General features: G+C 73.7%; 16 protein-coding genes. 4 read left to right on the top strand and 12 right to left on the bottom strand.

From position 1 onward, the window contains the following. Positions 1–141: 141 nt before the first annotated feature. The 3 genes from O7603_RS05980 to O7603_RS05990 form a co-directional block, all read right to left on the bottom strand. Complete coding sequence (locus tag O7603_RS05980; protein ID WP_281576620.1) at positions 142–1,545, bottom strand: hypothetical protein; 1,404 nt, start codon at positions 1,543–1,545, stop codon at positions 142–144. A gap of 443 nt (positions 1,546–1,988) precedes the next feature. Continuing rightward, the gene (locus tag O7603_RS05985) at positions 1,989–3,749 is read right to left on the bottom strand and encodes a thiamine pyrophosphate-binding protein (protein ID WP_281574677.1); all 1,761 of its coding nucleotides are present in this window, start codon (positions 3,747–3,749) and stop codon (positions 1,989–1,991) included. Beyond that, on the bottom strand, positions 3,742–4,866 hold the full coding sequence (locus O7603_RS05990; RefSeq protein WP_281574678.1) for a Vms1/Ankzf1 family peptidyl-tRNA hydrolase: 1,125 nt from the start codon (positions 4,864–4,866) through the stop codon (positions 3,742–3,744). The genes O7603_RS05985 and O7603_RS05990 overlap by 8 nt, the downstream gene beginning before the upstream one ends. A gap of 143 nt (positions 4,867–5,009) precedes the next feature. On the opposite strand from O7603_RS05990, the gene O7603_RS05995 reads away from it, so the two are divergent. After that, the gene (locus O7603_RS05995) at positions 5,010–5,558 is read left to right on the top strand and encodes a hypothetical protein (protein WP_281576621.1); all 549 of its coding nucleotides are present in this window, start codon (positions 5,010–5,012) and stop codon (positions 5,556–5,558) included. 54 nt (positions 5,559–5,612) lie between these two features. After that, positions 5,613–6,473, top strand: a complete 861-nt coding sequence (locus tag O7603_RS06000) for an alpha/beta hydrolase (protein WP_281574679.1) — start codon at positions 5,613–5,615, stop codon at positions 6,471–6,473. A gap of 79 nt (positions 6,474–6,552) precedes the next feature. On the opposite strand, the gene O7603_RS06005 is transcribed toward O7603_RS06000, so the two are convergent. After that, the gene (locus O7603_RS06005) at positions 6,553–6,894 is read right to left on the bottom strand and encodes a DUF3817 domain-containing protein (protein ID WP_281576622.1); all 342 of its coding nucleotides are present in this window, start codon (positions 6,892–6,894) and stop codon (positions 6,553–6,555) included. A 184-nt stretch (positions 6,895–7,078) separates the two neighbouring features. Here O7603_RS06005 and O7603_RS06010 point away from each other — a divergent pair, with 184 nt between their 5' ends. Further along, a complete protein-coding gene (locus tag O7603_RS06010) occupies positions 7,079–8,557 on the top strand; it encodes a glutamate--cysteine ligase (RefSeq protein ID WP_281574680.1) in 1,479 nt (492 codons plus the stop codon). 9 nt (positions 8,558–8,566) lie between these two features. Here the strand turns inward: O7603_RS06010 and O7603_RS06015 are convergent, their stop codons facing one another. From O7603_RS06015 to O7603_RS06030, 4 genes are all read right to left on the bottom strand, one after another. Further along, positions 8,567–9,157 carry a GNAT family protein gene (locus tag O7603_RS06015; RefSeq protein WP_281574681.1) on the bottom strand — a complete coding sequence of 197 codons (591 nt, stop codon included), beginning with the start codon at positions 9,155–9,157 and terminating at the stop codon, positions 8,567–8,569. Positions 9,158–9,167: 10 nt separating this feature from the next. Next, complete coding sequence (locus O7603_RS06020; protein ID WP_281574682.1) at positions 9,168–10,115, bottom strand: ion transporter; 948 nt, start codon at positions 10,113–10,115, stop codon at positions 9,168–9,170. A gap of 112 nt (positions 10,116–10,227) precedes the next feature. Further along, positions 10,228–11,400, bottom strand: a complete 1,173-nt coding sequence (locus O7603_RS06025) for a zinc-dependent alcohol dehydrogenase (protein WP_281574683.1) — start codon at positions 11,398–11,400, stop codon at positions 10,228–10,230. Between the two features lie 25 nt (positions 11,401–11,425). Continuing rightward, entirely contained in the window at positions 11,426–12,382 is a 957-nt protein-coding gene (locus O7603_RS06030) for an SRPBCC family protein (RefSeq protein ID WP_281574684.1), read from the bottom strand. A 285-nt stretch (positions 12,383–12,667) separates the two neighbouring features. On the opposite strand from O7603_RS06030, the gene O7603_RS06035 reads away from it, so the two are divergent. Next, a complete protein-coding gene (locus O7603_RS06035) occupies positions 12,668–13,390 on the top strand; it encodes a hypothetical protein (RefSeq protein ID WP_281574685.1) in 723 nt (240 codons plus the stop codon). A 15-nt stretch (positions 13,391–13,405) separates the two neighbouring features. Here O7603_RS06035 and O7603_RS06040 read toward each other — a convergent pair whose 3' ends face one another. From O7603_RS06040 to treY, 4 genes are read right to left on the bottom strand one after another with little or no spacing between them, the layout of a single operon-like run. Next, entirely contained in the window at positions 13,406–14,716 is a 1,311-nt protein-coding gene (locus O7603_RS06040; protein ID WP_281574686.1) for an alpha/beta fold hydrolase, read from the bottom strand. Between the two features lie 54 nt (positions 14,717–14,770). Further along, complete coding sequence (locus O7603_RS06045; protein WP_281574687.1) at positions 14,771–15,430, bottom strand: GyrI-like domain-containing protein; 660 nt, start codon at positions 15,428–15,430, stop codon at positions 14,771–14,773. Between the two features lie 26 nt (positions 15,431–15,456). After that, the gene (treZ, locus tag O7603_RS06050; protein WP_281574688.1) at positions 15,457–17,190 is read right to left on the bottom strand and encodes a malto-oligosyltrehalose trehalohydrolase; all 1,734 of its coding nucleotides are present in this window, start codon (positions 17,188–17,190) and stop codon (positions 15,457–15,459) included. Continuing rightward, on the bottom strand, positions 17,187–19,523 hold the full coding sequence (treY, locus tag O7603_RS06055) for a malto-oligosyltrehalose synthase (RefSeq protein ID WP_281574689.1): 2,337 nt from the start codon (positions 19,521–19,523) through the stop codon (positions 17,187–17,189). The genes treZ and treY overlap by 4 nt, the downstream gene beginning before the upstream one ends. Between the last annotated feature and the right edge of the window lies 1 nt (position 19,524).

The following is a 19,524-nucleotide window of genomic DNA, read 5'->3' on the forward strand; positions in this document are numbered from 1 at the left end:
GGGTTACGTGACTGGGACGCCAGCGGGCGACGACACCGTGCTGCGCAGCGTGTTCAGGCCGTCGCAGCCAGCGATGTTCCCGCTCCGTAGGTACTCAATCACGGGATCCCCGGTTCGCGAGGATGTTTCGGTGTGCTCCCCTCAAGAGACGAGCAACCCCTGGTGGGTGCCGCTGTCGCGGAGCACGGCGAGGGCCTCGGCGGCGGCCATCGGAGGCGGCACGGGCAGGTCGTACGGCTGGGCCCGCAGGACCTCCGTGGCCCTCCGCGTGGGTACCGAGGTGACCGGATAGCCCCGCGCCGACGTGCGGTCCAGCGCGCGACGCCGACGGCCGAACCCGGCCACCGCCAGCCACTGCGGCAGCCCGGCGAGCGCCGGCGACCGGACCCCGGGCGGCTCGGGCAGCACGTCCACCGAGCTGAACGGCTCGCTCCCGGCGAGCCACCACTCGGCCCCCTCGACGCTGCGCCGGGTCGCGTTCTCGCACCAGTACGGCACCATCCCCGCCCGCACCACCTGCCACGGGTCGAGCAGGCGTCCGCACTCCACCACGAGCCGGTCGCCGGTCTTGCCGGCGGCGCGCAGCCAGCGCCGGTACAGGTCGGCGGTCGCCGCGCTCAACGCCTCCGGCCGGGGAAAGAGCACCCGGTGCAGCCGGCGACCTGCGCGACCGGCCCAGTCCCGGGCGCTGAGTTCGAAACCGGACTCCACGCCGTGCTCCGCGTAGCCGGAGGGCGAGGAGACCTGCGGCGGCTCCCACCGGGCGGCGTCGCCACCCGCCGACCGGAGCACCTGGCGCAGGGCGTGGCTGTCCGGGTGGAAGTCCACCGGGTCCAGCCCGCTGCTCGGGCAGCCGACCTGGAAGCTGTGCCCCTGCCCCGGGTCGAGCACCGGCCAGGTCCGCGCGTCACGCAGCAGCAGCACCGGCGCCCCCGGCGCCAACCGGTCGGCCAGGAACCGCCGGTACGCCGCCGGCAGGGTCCGCCAGCGGGCGGCGAGCGAGACCGTCGCGCCGGCCAGCGCGCCCCGGCTGGCCGGACAGTGCACCTGGCGGACGTGCAGGTCGTCGTTGCCGGCGAGCAGCCGGGCGGCGAGAGCCGAGCCGTGGTCCAGCGCGGCCCCCGGCAGGTCCACGCCGCCCTGGGCCCAGTGCACGGTCATCTCGAAGCTCGCCGGCAGCCACGGCATCCCGAGGGCGACCGCCAGGTGCACGGCGGCACCGTGCGGTGACCCGAGCACGGCCCCCGGATAGCTGCCCCGCGGGTACTGGTCGACGAACCACGCGGCCACCCGACCGGCGTCGACCTCCGCGGTCTGCCCCGGCGTCAGCGCCACCCGGCCGGCGGCGCGGGTGACCGCGGCCCGGCGGACCGGCTCCGGTGCCCCCGGGAACCGGGAGACCGGGCCCATGTGTCCGAGATCGGCGCAGTCGGCGCCGCGCAGCGCGCGCGCCGTGGCGGCGACCAGGACCCGTGCCGTGCTACCGGCCGACACGACCCGGTCGCCGGCCAGACCGGCACCGTTGGCCGTGAGCCCCTCGCGCACCTTGTGCACCGGCCCCACCTTGCCTCGTTCGCTCACCACGCGGCCCGGCTTCCCGTCCCGATGCGGTTCAAACGGCCCGTCCCCCACCAGGCGGGACCAATCCGCAGGTCGGCGGCCCTTCGCCGGTCGCGGGCGGTTAACGGCGTCCGGCCCGCCTCGGGCCGGCCGTCCCGCCCGGGCCGGATCCGCCCCACGTGCGCCCACGCCCGATTCGCCGCCCCGCCGCCGCGCCCGCTCCGCCCCCGGGCGCCCGGGAACCCGGAGACCGCGATCATCAAATAGAGAGCACGACAGACCCCCGACCTGGCGGTGTCCCGAGACACGGCGACACCGCCAGGTCGGCGACACCAAGTGGATCAGTCGTCAGGCACGCCCCGCCGTCGCCGGGGCCACGACCACGGTCTCGGCCAGCAGCTGGGGCCGGGCGCGCCCCGGCCGACGGTCTAGATCAGCTCCTCCGCGGCCAGGGACAGCCGCCGGTCCAGCTGGTCGCGGACCCGCCGGGCCGCCTCTCCCTCGGCGAAGACGCCCCGCAGGTCCGCGAAGGCCGGCTCCGGTGGCGACAGCGGCACCGCGGGATCGACCACCGCCTCCAACACCGAGGGCCGGTCCGCGGCCAAGGCCTCGTCCCAGGCGGCGCCGACCAGTTCGGGCCGGTCGACCCGTACGCCGTGGAGGCCGAGCAGCCGGGCCCAGCCGGCGTACGGAACGTCGGGGCGGCGCCGGGCCGGATCGGTGCTCGGCGGCCGTCCGCCGCCCATGCCGGACTGGTCCCGGTTGTTGAGCACCAGCACCACCAGCCGCGGATCACGCCACTCGGACCAGTGGTGCGACACGGTGATTAGTTCGGCGAGGCCGTTGAGCTGCATCGCTCCGTCGCCCACCAGCGCGATGACCGGCTGGTCCGGCGCGGCGAGCTTGGCGGCGATCGCGTACGGCAGGGCGCACCCCATCGACCCGAGCGTGCCGCAGAGCTGCGCGTTCACCCCGGGCGGCAGCTCCAGGTGGCGGGCGTACCAGTAGATGACCGACCCGATGTCGACCGCGACCGCGCCGGTGCGCGGCACCCGGCTGGAGAGCTCCTGGAGCACCAGTTGCGGGTTCACCGGCTCGGCGGGCGCGGCGGCCCGCTCGGTAACCTCCGACCGCCAGCGGTCCACCGAGTTCTCCACGGTGGCCCGCCACTGCGGGTTGGGCCGGTCCGGCACCCGGTCCAGCAGCGCGCGCAGCGTCTCGGCGGCGTCGCCGACCAGCGCGACGTCAACCGGGTAGCGGGTGCCGATCCGCCGGCCGTCGATGTCGATCTGCACGGTCCGGACCTGCCCCGGCATGGGGAAGTAGTCGGTCCACGGGTCGTTGGTGCCGACCAGCAGGAGCGTGTCGCAGCCGCCCATCAGCTCGGCGGCGGCACGAGTGCCCACCTCGCCGAGCACGCCGGCGTGGAACGGCAGCCGCTCGTCGAGCACCGGCTTGCCGAGCAGCGAGGTGGCGATCCCGGCGCCGAGCCGGTCGGCCAGCGCGACGATCTCGTCCTCGGCGCCCCGGCCGCCCTGGCCGACCAGGATCGCGGTGCGCTGGCCGCTGCCGAGCAGTTGCGCGGCGGCGGCCAGGTCGACCTCGTGCGGCAGCACCCGCGCCAGCGGCTCGCCGGGCGTCGCGCTGATGACCCCGGCGGCGTGCACCTGCAGGTCGGGCACGGCGGCCTCCTGCACCTCCCGGGGCAGCACCACGCAGACCGGGCTGCGGGTGGCCGCGGCGGTGCGGAACGCCTGGTCGAGCAGGGTCGGCACCTGCCCGGGGCCGCGCGCGTACCGGACGAACTGGTTGCAGACGTCGGCGAAGAGCCGGCTCAGCCCGATCTCCTGGTGCGCGCCGCCGAGCGGGCCGGAGACGTCCTCACCGACGATCGCCACGACCGGCTTGCTGTCCAGCTTGGCGTCGTAGAGCCCGTTGAGCAGCTGCACGGCGCTCGGCCCCTGGGTGGCCAGGCAGACCCCGATGCCGCCGGTGAACTTGGCGTGCCCGGTGGCCATGAAGGAGGCGGTCTCCTCGTGCCGCGCCGGGATGAACGCCGGGTCGCCGCCGGCGCGGTCCAGCGCCGCGACGATCGGGGCGATCGCCTCGCCGGGGTAGCCGAACGCGCGGGGCACTCGCCAGGCGCGCAGCCGGTCGACCACCAGGTCGGCGACGATACGGTCAGCCATTGCCGCGTCCGGGGGTGCTCGCGTCTGCGTACCGCAGCACCGCGCCGACGCCGTCAGTCAGGTCGGGCGCCTCGTCCGGCCCGAGGACGGCCAGTTCGGCGTTGGTGCCGACCAGCGCGCGCACCAGCGCGGCGTCGGCGCGTACCCGCTGCGGGTCGGCGACCGACATCGCGGCCAGCTGCCCCGGGTCGACGGCGATCTCGGTGGCCTCCGGGCCGATCCACAGCTCGCCGTTGGCGGACGGGTCGTCCACGATCAGCATCGTGTCGACCTGGTTGCGTTGGAGCGCGGCGACCACGGCGTCTAGGCCGGCGCCGACGTCCTCCTGCATGCCGAACTTGTCCAGCGCCGCGGTGATCCGCTGGTCGGCCACCTCGGCGATGGTCTGCACGGTCAGGTCGTCCAGCAGGGCCTGGTCGGCGCCGCCGGCCCGGGACCCCGCGTCGGTGCGCACCACCATGTCCTGCCAGCGCTCCGGCATCTGCGCGGCGATCACGCCGGTGGCCCGTACGTCGCCGGCCACCACCACCACCTCGGCGCCGACCCTCTCGGCCAGCTCCACGGTCGCCGCGGTGACGTCCCCGGCGTTGTGGTGCCACGCCTCCATGGCCGCGCGCTGGTAGCGCGACTGCGACCAGCCGCCCGGCTTCACCCGGCGCAACTGGTACTCCTCCCGCCCGACGACGTGCGCCCGGCGCGGCACCCCGCCGGCGCTGACCGCCATCGCGTCGGCGCCGGTGCGGTCGGCCAGCACCCGCACCCAGGCCACCTGCTCGCCGCGCTGCGCGAGCAGCGGCATCACGTGCGGCAGCGGCGCGTACGCGGCGAGGTCGCGCAGCGGCGGGGCGGAGAGGTACTCGGTGAGGACCACCCGCCCGCGGGTGGCGAAGGCGGCGATCCCGTAGTCCCCCGCGATCGGGTCGTGGCCGCGGACCACGCGGTCCAGCGCGGCGACCGTCGGCTCGTCCGCGCCCTGGTCGACCAGTTGGCCCTGCAGCGCCCGCCAGCGCAGGTCGAGCGCCGGGTGGGCGTCGTGTGTGTCGGCGGACGCGTCCATGTACACCGAGCACCACGGCCCGGGGCGGCCGTAGAGCGGGCGCAGGAAGGACAGCTGCATGCTCGACCCCTTTCCAGCTCGGCCCCCCGCTTACCCGTGCCGTCCCGGATGTCACCTCGGCGGTCATGAGCGCGTGACCAGGTTTCATTCACGCCGTTCAACCCGGAGCGCGGATACCATCAGTGAACGGATCAGGACTCTCGGTGGTGACCATGGACAGCGGGCTCGATACGAGGCGGATCGCCCATCCCACGGAACGGATCGTCACCGGCCGGGTCGTCCGGCTGCTCGACGGCTACTCCCGCGAGGTGGCGATCGGCCAACCGGTGCTGGTCGCCGTGCTGGCGACCGCGGGCGTGGCGGGGTTGCTGATGCTGCTGGTGCGCTCGGTGCTGCCCGGCGCGGCCGGCGGCGGCCGGCGGCGCTGGAAGGACCTGAAGAAGGGCCCGGAGTACCTGGTGACGCCGCTCCGACTGCGCGACACCACCGGCCGGCTCTGCGAGGTCGAGCTGCACGGCCACCTGCCGCAGAGCGCGCTGCACCCGGCCGACCACGTGCAGCTCACCCTGCGGCCCCAGCGGGACCCGGACCTGCCACCCCGGATCGAGCGGATCGTCAACCTCACGACCGGGCAGCTGCTCACGCCACGGACGGCGACGCTCTGGACGCACCTCGGCCCGCCGCTGCTGCTCCAGGCGATGCTCGGCGCGGTGCTGCTGCTCGGCGTCGCCGTCTGGTCCGCGCTGCGCTGAGGCGCGCCGCCGGCCGACGTTTCGGCGAGCGGTGGGTGGGGCACCGGGGACGCCATGTTCGCCGGATTCGCCCTGGACGAGATCGACGTCGGCCCGGTGCGGCTGCGGGTCCGCCACGGCGGTTCTGGTCCGCCGGTCGTGCTGCTGCACGGCCATCCGCGTACCCACGCCACCTGGCACCGGGTCGCGCCGCTGCTCGCCGACCGGTTCACGGTGATCTGCCCGGACCTGCGTGGGTACGGCGGATCGTCGGCGCCGTCGGACACGGCCGACCACTCCTCGTACGCGAAACGGGCGATGGCCGCCGACGTGGTGGCACTGCTCGACGTCCTCGGTCACCGGCGCGCCGCGGTGGTCGGGCACGACCGGGGCTGCTACGTGGCGATGCGCGCCGCGCTGGACCACCCCGACCGGGTCACCCGGCTCGGGGTGCTCGACGGGGTGCCGATCGGCGAGGCCCTCGCCCGCGCCGACGCGCGGTTCGCCGCGCGGTGGTGGCACTGGTTCTTCCTCGGCCAGCGGGACAAGCCGGCCGAGCGGGTGATCAACGCGGACCCCGACGCGTGGTACGGAGGCTCCCCGGCGCAGATGGGCGAGGAGGCGTACGCCGACTACCGGCGGGCGATCCACGACCCGGCGACGGTGCACGCGATGTGCGAGGACTACCGGGCCGGGCTGGGCCCGGACCGGGCCGCCGACGACGCCGACCGGGCCGCCGGTCGACGGATCCGCTGCCCGGTGCTCTTCGTCTGGTCGGAGCGGGACGACATGGTCGAGCTCTACGGCGACCCGGCGGCGATCTGGCGGGGCTGGGCCGACGACGTCCGGGCCGCATCGGTGAACTCCGGGCACCACATGGCCGAGGAGGCGCCGGAGCAGCTCGCCGCGCTGCTCGGCGACTTCCTCACGGAGTGAGCCGGGCGGACCGTGGAGCCCGGCAACGGTGTCCGGCCCGACCGCCGCGAGCCCTCGCGGGCCCGGTCGGGTCCGGGGTTCAGGCCACCGGTGTCGGTTCGCGGTGCGCCGGGGCGGCCGTCGCGCCGAGCATGCCCCGGCGGCTGGCCCACCGCTCGAACACCACGGTGGCGAACGGGGGCACCGCGCAGACCAGGGCCACGGCGGTCGCGAGCAGGCTCCACCGGTGCCGCCGGGCTACGGCGAGGACCAGCACCAGGTACGCGACGAAGAGACCGCCGTGGATCGGCCCGAAGATCTTCACGCCGACCTCGTTGCCGGGCGGGCCGTACTTGACGGCCATGCCGACCAGCAGGCCGAGCCAGGAGCAGGCCTCGGCGATCGCCGCCCCGACGAACAGTTTCGTCACCTTGTCGCGCATCGACACCGCCACCACCTCTCGGGGCGCCATGTTAGCGGCGACGCGCCGGCCCGCCGGCAGGAACTGCCCGGACGCGACGGGGATCACCCCGCGACAGGCTGGGTAGAGAAAGGGGTCAACGGGCCTTCCCCCACTTGCACTCGCGTGCGAGGTTAGGAGGACCAGCGGTGACAGGGTGGTGACCATGGGCGAGGAAGTCGGTGTGCGGACCTTCAGCCGTGAGGATCGGGCCCGCTACCGGGACAAGGTCCGCCGGTGCCTGGACGTCTTCGCCGAGATGCTGCGCGAGTCCCGCTTCGACGTGGACCGCCCGATGTCCGGGCTGGAGATCGAGCTCAACCTGGTCGACGACGAGTCGCAGCCGACCATGCGCAACGCCGACGTGCTGGCCGCCGTCGCCGACCCGAGCTTCCAGACCGAGCTGGGCCAGTTCAACGTCGAGATCAACGTGGCGCCGCGTCGGCTGACCGGCACCGGCACGGCAGAGTTCGAGGAGCATGTCCGGGCCAGCCTGAACGCCGCCGAGCAGAAGGCCCGCACGATCGGCGCGCACATGGTGATGATCGGCATCCTGCCGACCCTGCGGCCGGAGCACCTCACCGCCCGGACGCTCTCGGCCAACCCGCGCTACGAGCTGCTCAACGAGCAGATCTTCGCCGCCCGGGGCGAGGACCTGCGGATCTCCATCAACGGGGTGGAGCGGCTGGCGGTCACCGCCGACACGATCACCCCGGAGGCGGCCTGCACGAGCACCCAGTTCCACCTCCAGGTGAGTCCGGCGCAGTTCGCCGACTACTGGAACGCCGCGCAGGCCGTCGCCGGCGTCCAAGTCGCCCTGGGCGCCAACTCGCCGCTGTTCTTCGGCCGGGAGCTGTGGCGCGAGACCCGGATCCCGCTGTTCCAGCAGGCCACCGACACCCGGTCGGAGGAGATCAAGGCGCAGGGCGTACGGCCGCGGGTGTGGTTCGGCGAACGCTGGATCACGAACGTCTTCGACCTGTTCGAGGAGAACGTGCGCTACTTCCCGGCGTTGCTGCCGGTGTGCGACGCGGAGGACCCGGCCGAGGCGCTCGCGGGCGGCGGGGTGCCGAGGCTGTCCGAGCTGCGGCTGCACAACGGCACCGTCTACCGGTGGAACCGCCCGGTCTACGACGTGCTGCGCGGCCGGCCGCACCTGCGGGTGGAGAACCGGGTGCTGCCGGCCGGTCCGACCGTCCTGGACACCATCGCCAACGGCGCCTTCTACTTCGGGTTGGTCCGGGCGCTGGCCGAGTCCGATCGGCCACTGTGGTCGCAGATGTCGTTCAGCGCCGCGGAGGAGAACTTCACCAGCTGCGCCCGGTACGGCATCGACGCGCAGGTGTACTGGCCGAGCCTGGGCTACCTGCCGGTCACCGAGCTGGTGCTGCGCCGGCTGCTGCCGATGGCCCACCACGGGCTGGACCGGTGGGGGCTCGACCCGGCCGAGCGGGACCGGCTGCTCGGCGTCATCGAGCAGCGCTGCCTGACCGGGCGCAACGGGGCGACCTGGCAGGTGGAGACGCTGCACCGGCTGGAGTCCGCCGACCACCTCGACCGACCGGCCGCGCTGCGCGAGATCGTCCGGCACTACGTGACCCTCATGCACAGCAACCGGCCGGTGCACGAGTGGCCGCTGCCCTGACCGGGCAGGTCAGGCCCCGGGCCCGTCCCACGGCGACGGGTCGTCGCGCAGCCGGCTGTAGAGGTAGCCGTCACGCCACCGCCCGGCACGGAACTCGCAGGCCCGGACCACGCCCTCCAGCCGGAACCCGGCCTTCTCCAGCGACCGCTGCTCGGGGATGTTCTCCGGGTGGGTGCCGGCCTGGATGCGCTGGGCCGGGCTGTGGGCGAAGAGGTAGTCGCAGATGAGCGCCTGGGCCCGCCAGCCGATCCCCCGACCGCGCCACTCCGGCAGCAGCGCGATGCCGATCTCCCAGTGCCGGGCCGTCCCGCCGTAGAGCCCCGAGCGGTAGCTGACGAATCCGGTGACGGCCGCTTCCGGGCCGACCTCGACGATGAGCCGGCCGTCCTCCTCGCCGAGCCAGCCGTCGGCGGCGAAGCGCCGTGCCGGCGCCCCGGCGTCGCGGAAGCCGCCCCAGTCCAGGCCGATCAGGCCCGGCTCGGTGAGGAACCGCCGGAACATCGCCAGGTCGGGCTCGGTCACCGGACGCAGGCGGACGCTCGTCCCGCCCCCCTCGTGCGCGGTGCCGGCCACGGACACCGGCGGGTAGCCGCTCTCCACGCTGGACACGCTATCCGCCCACGGACCGGCCCGCCGTCCCGTGCCGGGCCGGCCCGTCCTCGCGGTCGATGCGCAGTTCCCGCTCCAGTTCGGCGATGACGGCGCGCAGGTCGTCCAGCCGCTGCGTGAGCGCGATCCGGTCGACCTCGTCGGGCACGCCGTCGCCGTCCTCGTCGTACCCGGGCGCCAGGCGCTCGGTCATCTCCAGCCGGCGCGCCTCCTCCATCGAGTTGACGATGACCGCGATCAGGATGTTGAGCAGCAGGTTCACCGTGATGATCACGTAGCTGACGTAGTAGAGCAGGGTCCACGGGGACACCGCCATGCCCTGCACGATGAGGTCCGGGAGCGTCTCCAGGGAGAGCAGCACGAACAGCGTCAGGAGGGACCGGCCGATGTCGCCGTACTGCTCCGGGTAGGTGTCCTTGAAGATCAGCCAGCCGGCCATGCCGTAGACGTACAGGGTCACCACGGCCAGCGCGAGGAACCCGGCGACGCCCGGGAGGCTCCGCCACAACGCCGCCACGATCGTGCGCAGACCCGGGGAGAACCGCACCAGCCGCAGGACCCGGGCCACCCGCACCACGCGCAGCAGCGCCGAGTCACCATGCAGGCCGGGGATGAAGATCGCCAGGGTGACGAGGAAGTCGAAGATGTTCCAGCCGTGCCGGAAGAAGTCCAGTGGACGGCGCCCGTGGGCCAGCACCCGGACGGCTATCTCGGCGACGAACGCGGCGCGGAACGACAGCTCCAGCCAGTGCAGGGCGGGGCCGGCCTCGCCCAGGTGCCGGTACGTCTCCAGCCCGAGCACGACGCCGTTGGCCATGATGAGGACGACGATCGCGATCTCGAACGGTCGTGACCGGACCGCGCGGGCGCACCAGTCGGCCAGCTGCGAGAAGCCGGTCGCCGGCGCGGCCGTGGGCCGGCGCTGGCGGGGCGTGCGCGTGCGACTCACCGTCTCGTGAGCTTCGCCGCCGGCACCTCGTCACCCGGATCCTGTGTCGCGACGCGCATGGCGCCAGCCTATCGGCCGCCTGGAGGCACGGGAGCCCGGCGAGGTCGCCGGGTCAGACGGTGAGCACCACCTTCGAGCACTCGTCCTGCTTCTTCTGGAAGATCCGGTAGCCCTTCGGCGCGTCGTCGAGCGACATCCGGTGGCTGACGACGAAGCTCGGGTCGATGTCCCCCCGCCGGATCCGGTCCAGCAGCGGGCGGGTGTAGCGCTGCACGTGGCACTGTCCGGTCCGCATGGTCAGCGACCGGTTCATGAACGCCCCCATCGGGAACTTGTCGACCACGCCGCCGTACGCACCCACCACCGAGACCACGCCACCGCTGCGGCAGGCCAGGATCGCCTGGCGCAACGCGGACGGACGCTCGGTCTCCAGACGGACCGACTGCTTCGTCCGGTCGTACGCCTGGATGGCGGCGTTGCCGTGGTGCCCCTCCAGACCGACGGCGTCGATGCAGGCGTCCGGGCCGCGGCCGGCGGTCAGCGCGTTGAGCGCGTCCTGCACGTCGGTCTCCTCGTAGTTGACGGTCTCCGCGCCGACGTGTTCCCGCGCCAGCCCCAGCCGGTACGGATACCGGTCGATGACGATCACCCGTTCCGCGCCGAGCATCCGCGCGCTGGCAGCGGCGAACAGCCCGACCGGGCCGGCGCCCCAGACCGCGACCACGTCGCCGGGATTGATGTCGCACATCTCGGCGCCCATGTAGCCGGTGGGGAACACGTCGGCGAGCAGCACCGCCTGCTCGTCGGGCACCTCGTCGGGCACCTTCAACGGCCCGACGTCGGCGAACGGCACCCGGACGTACTCGGCCTGGCCGCCGGCGTACCCGCCGAGCAGGTGGCTGTAGCCGAAGAGGCCGCCCGGTGAGTGCCCGAGGAGCTTCTCGGCGATGCCGGCGTTCGGGTTGGAGTTCTCGCAGACCGAGTAGAAGCCGCGCTGGCAGGAGGTGCAGTGCCCGCAGGCAATCGGGAAGGGGACCACCACCCGGTCGCCCGGGCGCAGGTTGCGGACCTGCGGGCCGACCTCGACCACCTCGCCCATGAACTCGTGGCCGAGGATGTCGCCCTTGCGCATGGCGGGGATGTAGCCGTGGTAGAGGTGCAGGTCCGAGCCGCAGATGGCGGTCGTGGTGACCCGCACGATGGCGTCCCGGGCGTTCATGATCGTCGGGTCGGGCACGTCGACGACCTTGACGGTGTCCTTGCCCATCCAGGCGACGGCCTTCATCGTCGTCCCTCCTCGCGTCGCACGGTCAGCGCCGGTGGCCGTTCGGCAGGGGCTGGGCGGGGCGCTGCATGACCTGCTGCCGCACGGAGATCCCGTCCGGGCTGCCCTCGGAGCGGACCACCTCGCCGGTCTCCAGCACCTGCTTGAACCGGCGCAGGTCGTCGCGGACCTGCTGCTCGGGGGCCTCGCCGAAGAGCTTGGCCACGGCGCGGCCGAGCGCTCCGGCCGGAGGCGCGTAGCCGAGTTGCACCCGTACCTCGGTGCCCCGGTCGCCCGGGGCGGGCACGAACCGGACCCGGCCGGCGTTCGGCACCTGGGCGCCGGGCAGCGACCGCCACGCGATCGACCGGTTCGGCTGGTCGTCGAGGATCTCCGCGTCCCACTCGATGCGGCGACCGGCCGGGCCGTGGGCGGTCCAGTGCGACCGCCGCAGGTCCTCGGCGCGGACCGACTCGAGGTGCGACATGAACCGGGGCAGGTTCTCCACGTCGCGCCAGTAGCGGTACGCCTCGGCCGGCGAGCGGTTCACCGTCACCCCGATGTCGATCCGGATCATCCGGGCGCGGGCTCGTTGGGCGCGGACGGCACCGACCGCGGCGAGCACGTCGACGGCGGTGATCCCGGCGATCACCGCCGTCGTGAGGGCCACCCGGCGGCGCCGTTCGCCCTCCCGGTCGGCCAGGGCCCGGGCGAGCAGGGTCAGGTCCAGGACGTCGCCGGCCACCCGGCTCCACGCCCAGCCGGCCGCCCGACGGCCCGCGATGAGCCCGCTGGCGTGCCCCAGCTCGCGGGCGCCGAGGGCCGGGATGACGACGCGGGCGGCGGGCGAGTCGTCCACACCGGTCAGTCGGGCGAGTCGGCCGGCGGCCGCGATCGTGCCGGCTCCGAGGGCGAGGCTCAGCCAGCCGAGCGCGCGGGCCAGCCGGGGCTCGCCGCCCGGGTCGTCCAGCTCGGGCAGGAGCACTCCGTCGATGCGCTTCACCTCGGTCCCTCCGCTCGGCGCGGGGCCGCCGACGGTCCGGCGGCGTGGCGGTGACGCCGCCACCGTGACGCTATGCGGTACGGCGGCTCGGTGTGCCCGGTTCGGGAGAGAACATCCGGTACGCCGGTGACGGGCTCGTGCGGGAGACGCGCCGGGGACGCGCTTGCGGGTGACGGCAGCGGAGATGAGGGCGATTCGGTCGTTGCTCACATTCGCCTGGCCTAGCATTCGCGGCAGACGTCCGAATTGTCCGGGCGTCGGCCACTTTCGACCATGGAGGGGCAGATGGCACGCCGTACGCTTCGGACGCTGGTCTCGGCGCTCGCCACCGGCGTGATCGCCATCGGCGTGATGACACCGGGCTCGGCCGGCGCCCCTCCGCCTCCGCCAACCCCGACCGGTGGCGCCACGCCCGCCGGGCGGCCCGGGCCGGAGGAGCCCCGGCCGCCTCTGCTCCCAGCGGACTTCCGCGGCACGGGCCGCTACATCGTCCGCGATCTCGGGATCGACGTCCCGTTCAGCTGGCAGGGCCGGGGCGGGGACAGCCAGATGATCGCCGGGGGCCCGAACCACCCGATCTGGTTCACGAACCTGATCTACAAGAACACGCTCTACACGCTCACCTACAAGTGGCCGAACATCCCGCTGGAACCGCCACGCCCCTGCGACCGGGTGGGGTTCTTCAACCGCCAGATGTTGAACGACCTGCTGAAGACCTCGCGCTACGTCGGACCGGAGATCCTGCAGGGGAACAGGGACCGGCACGTCGACCACTGGCGGGTCGGTGTCGTCGGCGGCTCCACCCAGCCGGGCGAGGCCATCCGGTTCCCGATCGCGCTGGGCGACGTCTACGTCGACCAGAAGGATCCGAGCCGGTGGTGGCAGGGGTTGCAGTTCGGCTTCCAGAACCTCTTCGACCCCGCGCTGGACGAGTGGTTCACGATGTCGACGTTCACCCACCAGCCGGGGCAGGTCACGCTCCCCGACCGGTGCCCGCCACCCTTGTAGCTGGTCGCGCCGTCCTCACGCCTCGTCGCGGACCATCCGGATCAGCCGGTCGAGGACGCGCCCGTCGCTCACCCGCAGGCCGTCGTGCTCGTACTCGTTGGTGATCCAGGGGCGCAGACCGCGCACCGATCGCGCGGTGGCCAACGAGTCCTCGGTGTCGACGTACATGTCGTCGTGGTAGACGGCGGCGGCCACCGGCACCTCGTTGCGCGCCAACTGCCGCGGGTCGTACAGGTCCGGCCACTCCTCACGGCGCGCCAGCAGGTCGGCCACCTCACGCAGCGGGGCCAGCGCCGGGTCGGTGGCGAACATCCAGGGGTAGATCATCTCACCGGTCAGCAGCACCGGCCGGTCCTCCGCCAGCGCCCCGTCGACGTCGAACTGCGGGAACTCGGCGCGTACCGCCTCGGCCGCCCATCCGGTGGCCTGCGGGGTCACCGACCGCTGCCCGTAGATCGACTCGTGCAGCAGCGCGTAGAGCGGGCGGCCCGCGTACGAGAGGTGGCTCTGCACCTCGGCGAGGAACGGATCGGAGAGCTGACGCTCGGACACGCCGGCCACGAAGGCGTCTTCGAGCAGGTAGTGCAGCGTGTGCGAACCGTTGCCGGTGCCCAGCGTGATGCCGAGCGCCTGGAACGCCTCGGCGCTCAGCAGCCCGCCGCCGGGCAGCCGCACCTCCCGCTCCCGCAGGTGCCGCACGATCGCGCGGACGGTCTCGACGTCCTCCGGGTAGCGCGCGTAGTGCGCCTCGACCTTCCGCCGCACGCGCGGGTAGGCGGCCCGGTAGACGTCCTGCGCCGTGCTGCGCAGGCCGGGGAGGCCGCCGGTCACGAAGGCCTCACGGACGCCGCCGGGCGCGTACGACAGGTAGGTGAGGGTGCAGAAGCCGCCGTAGCTCTGACCGAGCAGGCTCCACCGGCCGTCCTCGCCGAGCAGTTCCCGGCGGATCAGCTCGCAGTCCCGGACGATCGAGTCGGCTCGGAAGTGCGCCAGGTACTCGGCCTGCGCGGCGGCGTCGCCCCGTCCTGGCAGCGTCTGCCGGCCGGCGGGGGTGGAGCGGCCGGTGCCCCGCTGGTCCAGCAACAGCACCCGGTAGTCGTTCAGCGCCCGGTCCAGCCAGCTGTCCCGGCCTACCGGCCGCGGCGAGCGACCCCCGGGCCCACCCTGCAGGAAGAGCAGCCAGGGCAGCGGGTCGCGCTCCCGGCCGGCGGCCACGACCTCGCGGGCGTACACCTCGATCCGCTCGCCGGCCGGGTCCGCGTGGTCGAGCGGCACGTGGAAGCGGTGGTCGGTGATGACGGTGCCTGGCTGGCGGTAGGTCGGCACGGGTCGCCTTCCGGGAAGATGCGATGAGGTGTGCGCGGGTGCGTTCACTCGTGGTCAGCTCCCCGGCTGGGCCGGCGTCGCCGCGCCGGGTGCGGCCTCGGTGGTGACCGGCTGCCGGAGGATGGTCCGACGCTTCTCCGGTGCGACCCTGCGGAAGTCGCTGAGATAGATCTCGTGGTGCGTGCCGACCAGGCGAAACCCCTGGTTGGGGATGACCTCGTGATGCAGTTGCGCGAGCACGTCCGCCTCGTCGTCGAAGGAACCGATGTGCAGCGTCTGCACGCATCGCCCCTCGGACAGCGTCTCCAGATGAACATCATCCAGGCGCGCCGGCTGGTTCTTCGCCCGAACTTGCTCGACAACGGTGCTGAACATGGTCTGGTCGATCCAGTCCGGGACCATGAGCATCAGCGTCCAGTGCCACCGCGACTTGTCCCGCGCCACCGTGAAGGAGGCCATGTCCTCGGCCCACCACAGACCTTCCAGCGGCGGGACGACATAGTCGCGCCCGAGGTCTCGCTTGCTGGCGAACTTCAGCTTGTACGCCACCGGATAGAGCGCTTCGACCGCCTCGGTGAAGGCGGGCGAGGTGTTGGGGTCGCCGTGGCCGTCGATCATGAGATATCGCATGTCGGGCACGTCCACCACCCGGAACCGGCCCTGTTGTGCCCGGTAGGCGTCGAGGGTCTTCCTGAAGTCGGTCTTGTTCGTCATCGGCACCTGGACTGTCGACGTCAACCTCACAGGGCGACGATCGCGGCCGTCTCCGCCGGTAGCTGGATCCGGTCGCGCATCACCGTGACGCCCTCCCCCGTGGCCAGCAGCACCCGCCGCGCCACCCCCGGCAGCGAAATCCCCTGCGCCCGACCGGCCAGGTTCGCCACCACGAGCGTGTCCCCCCGGCGCATCACCAGGAACTGGTCCCCGTGCTGCACGCGCACCGCGTGCAGTCGAGGATCGGACAGGTCGCGCCGGCTCTTGCGCAGCGCGATGAGTCGCCGGTAGAAGTCCAGCATCTCCCGATGCTCCGGCTTCTCCAGCTCGGCCCAGTCCAGCCGCGACCGCAGGTACGTCTGCGGGTCCTGCGGGTCGGGAACGTCGCCCTCCGGCCAGCCGTGTGCGGCGAACTCCCGCCGCCGGCCGGTCGCCACGGCGGTCGCCAGCTCGGGCTCGGGGTGGCTGGTGAAGAACTGCCACGGGGTGCTGGCCGCCCACTCCTCCCCCATGAACAGCATCGGCGTGAACGGGGCCGTCATCAGCAATGTCGCCCCGACGCGCAGCAACGCGGGCGAGAGGGTGGCGGAGATGCGGTCGCCGGTGGCCCGGTTGCCGATCTGGTCGTGATTCTGCAGGTACGCCACGAACCGGTGGCCGGGGGTGCGCTGCCGGTCCACCGGCCGGCCGTGCTGGCGCTTGCGGAAGCTGGACCAGGTGCCGGCGTGGAAGAAGGCGCCGGTGAGCACGTCGGCGAGGGTTTCCAGGGAGCCGAAGTCGCTGTAGTAGCCCTGCCGTTCGCCGGTGAGCAGGGTGTGCAGCGCGTGGTGGGCGTCGTCGTTCCACTGGGCGTGCAGGCCGTAGCCGCCCGCCTCGCGCGGGGTGATCAGGCGGGGGTCGTTGAGGTCGGACTCGGCGATCAGCGACAGCGGCAACGCGAGGTGGGTGGAGAGCGCCTCCACCTCGATGGCCAGCTCCTCCAGCAACGGCACGGCCCGGGTGTCCGGCAGCGCGTGCACCGCGTCCAGCCGCAGGCCGTCGACGTGGTAGTCACGCAGCCACATCAAGACGCTGTCGACGATGTAGCGGCGCACCTCGTCGGAGTGCGGGCCGTCGAGGTTGACCGAGCGGCCCCAGGTGTTGCTCTGCTCGGCCAGGTAGGGGCCGAACCGCGGCGCGTAGGCCCCGGAGGGCCCGAAATGGTTGTAGACGACGTCGAGGATCACCCCCAGCCCCTTGCCGTGCGCCGCGTCGACCAGCCGTTTCAGCCCGTCGGGGCCGCCGTAGGGCTGGTGCGGCGCATACCAGCACACGCCGTCGTAGCCCCAGTTGTGCTCGCCGTTGAAGGCGTTGACCGGCAGCAGCTCGATGAGGTCGACGCCGAGCGAGACCAGGTGGTCGAGGCGTTCGATGGCGGCGTCGAAGGTGCCCTCGGGCGTGAAGGTGCCGATGTGCAGCTCGTAGAGGACGCTGCCGGGCAGTTGCCGCCCGGTCCACCCGCCGTCGGTCCATCCGAACGCCGCGTGGTCGTAGAGCCTGCTCGGCCCGTGCACCCCCTCGGGCTGCCACGCGGACCGGGGATCGGGCAGCGGGCGGTCGTCGTCGTCGAGCAGGAAGGCGTAGTCGGTGCCGGGGCCTGCGCCGGGCACGTCGGCCCGCCACCACCCGTTCGGGCCGGCGGTCATCTCGTGGTCGGCGGCGCCGGTGAGCCGGAGCCGGACCCGGGCGGCGTCGGGCGCCCACACCGTGAACTCGGTCATGACGCAGCCTCCACGGACTCGATGGTGGGAGCCAGCAGCGCGACGGGATAGGTGGCCAGGAGGTCGGCCAGACGGGTCTCCCCGCCACTGTAGACCCGCCCGGTGAACAGGTCGGTCAGGTTGTGAACGGGGAGCGACAGGATCGTGTCGCGCCACCCACCGGCACGCGCCAGCCGCAGCGGCAGCCGGGTGGCGACCGCCACCGCGCCGCCGCGGTCGAAGGCCACCGTGTGCGGCCCGGCCGGTCCGCGCGCCGGCACCGGCCGGTAGCCGGTGAACAGGTCGGGCCGGCTGCGGCGCAGCCGTAGCGTGCGGGAGACCACGAGCAGCTTCGCCGCCCCGCCGGCGTCGACCGGCGGCCGCCAGCCCGCGTCTAGCCGGGCCAGAAGGTCCCGGCGTACGGCGAAGTCGACCGGTCGGCGGTTGTCCGGGTCGACCAGCGAGTTGTCCCACAGCTCGGTGCCCTGGTAGAGGTCGGGCACCCCCGGCATGGCCAGCTGCACCAGCTTCTGCCCGAGCGCGTTGGACCAGCCGGCCGGGGTGATCTCGTCGGCGAACGCGGTCAGCTCTGCGTGCAGCTCCGGGTCGTCGTACATCCGGTCGACCACCGCGTGCATCGCCTGCTCGAAGGCCGGGTCGGGGTCGGCCCAGCTGGTCGACACCGACGCCTCCCGCGCGGCCTTCTCCCCGTACGCGTGCAGCCGCTCGCGGGGGATCGGCCACGCGCCGACGGCCGTCTGCCAGAGCAGGTGCGCGAAGGCCGGGTCGGGCAGCTCCGCCACCGCCATCCAGCGGGACACCCGCTCCGCCCAGCGGTGCGGCAGCTCGCTGAGGACCGCCAGCCGGGCCCGCACGTCCTCGCTGCGCTTCGTGTCGTGGGTGGACAGCGCGGTCATGGCGGCCGGCCAGCGCACCCCCCGGGCGGCGACGAAGCGGTGGAACTCCGCCGGCGGCACGCCGAAGTGCGCCGGGGTGCCGCCGACCTCGTTCAGCGCGACGAACCGGCTCCACCGGTAGAAGGCGGTGTCCTCCACCCCCTTGGCCATCACCGCGCCGGTGAGCTGGGGGAACCGCTGGGCCAGCTCGTCGCCCGGGTCGCGCAGCCGGCGGGTGACCGCGTCCAGCGCGCCGGCCAGGTCGGGTCGGCGCCGGCCGGCCTCGGAGCGGGCGGCGGCCAGGTGCCGGGCACCGTGCGGGGGGTAGCCCCGGTAGACGGGGAAGGCGGCCGCCAGCTCGGCGAGCGCGGCCCGGGCGGCCGGCGGCGGCACCTCGGGGACGAGCGCGGCCAGCCGGGTCAGTTCGGCGGCGAGCAGGCGGGTGGCCGCGGCCAGCTTGGTGGCGTGGGTGAGGTCCTCCCACGAGGTGTGCCGTCCGACCAGCCGGGTGTCCAGCGCGGTGAAGTCGCCCTCGGCGGCCGGGTCGACGAAGAGCCCGGAGACCGCGGCCAGGGCCTCGTAGCCGGTGGTGCCGTGCACCGGCCAGTCCGGCAGCTCCTCGCCGTACTCGAGGATCTTCTCCACCACCAGCCAGACGGCGGGCGCGGCGGCCCGCAGCCGGGCCAGGTAGCCGCCGGGGTCGCGGAGGCCGTCCGGGTGGTCGACGCGGATGCCGTCGACCTCGCCGGCCGCCGCCCAGCGCAGGATCTCCGCGTGGGTGGCGGCGAAGACCTCCGGGTCCTCCACGCGCAGGCCGGCGAGATCGGAGACCGCGAAGAACCGGCGGTACGTCAGCTCGGCGTCGCCGCGCCGCCAGGAGACCAGCTCGTAGTGCTGCCGGTCGTGCACCGCGCGGGCCGTCCCGCCGTCGGTGCCGTCGGCGATCGGGAAGCGGTGCTCGTGGTAGCGCAGCTCCCCGTCGACGATCTTCAGGTCGTCGAGGGCGTCGGGCGAGTCGGCCAGCACCGGCAGCAGCAGGCGGCCTCGGTCCCAGTCGATGTCGAACCAGCGCGCGTACGCCGAGGACCGCCCCCGGCGCAGCACGTCCCACCAGGCCGGGTTCGCGGCGGGCACGGCGACCCCGGCGTGGTTGGGCACGATGTCGACGACCAGGCCGAGCCCGGCGGCGCGCAGCGCCCGCAGCAGCCGCTGCCGGCCCGCCTCGCCGCCGAGCTCCGGGTTGACCGCCCGGTGGTCGACGACGTCGTAGCCGTGCGCCGAGCCGGGGGCGGCGGTGAGCAGCGGCGCGCTGTAGAGGTGGGTCACGCCCAGGTCGGCGAGGTAGCCGGCGAGCCCGGCGGTGGCGTCCAGGTCGAAGCCCGGGCGGATCTGGACCCGGTAGGTCGCGCCGACCCGGGCCGTGGGCGTCGTCTCGTCGGCGTGAGGGGTCGCCGGCATG

This window comes from Micromonospora sp. WMMD812 (genome assembly GCF_027497215.1).
Lineage (GTDB): Bacteria > Actinomycetota > Actinomycetes > Mycobacteriales > Micromonosporaceae > Micromonospora.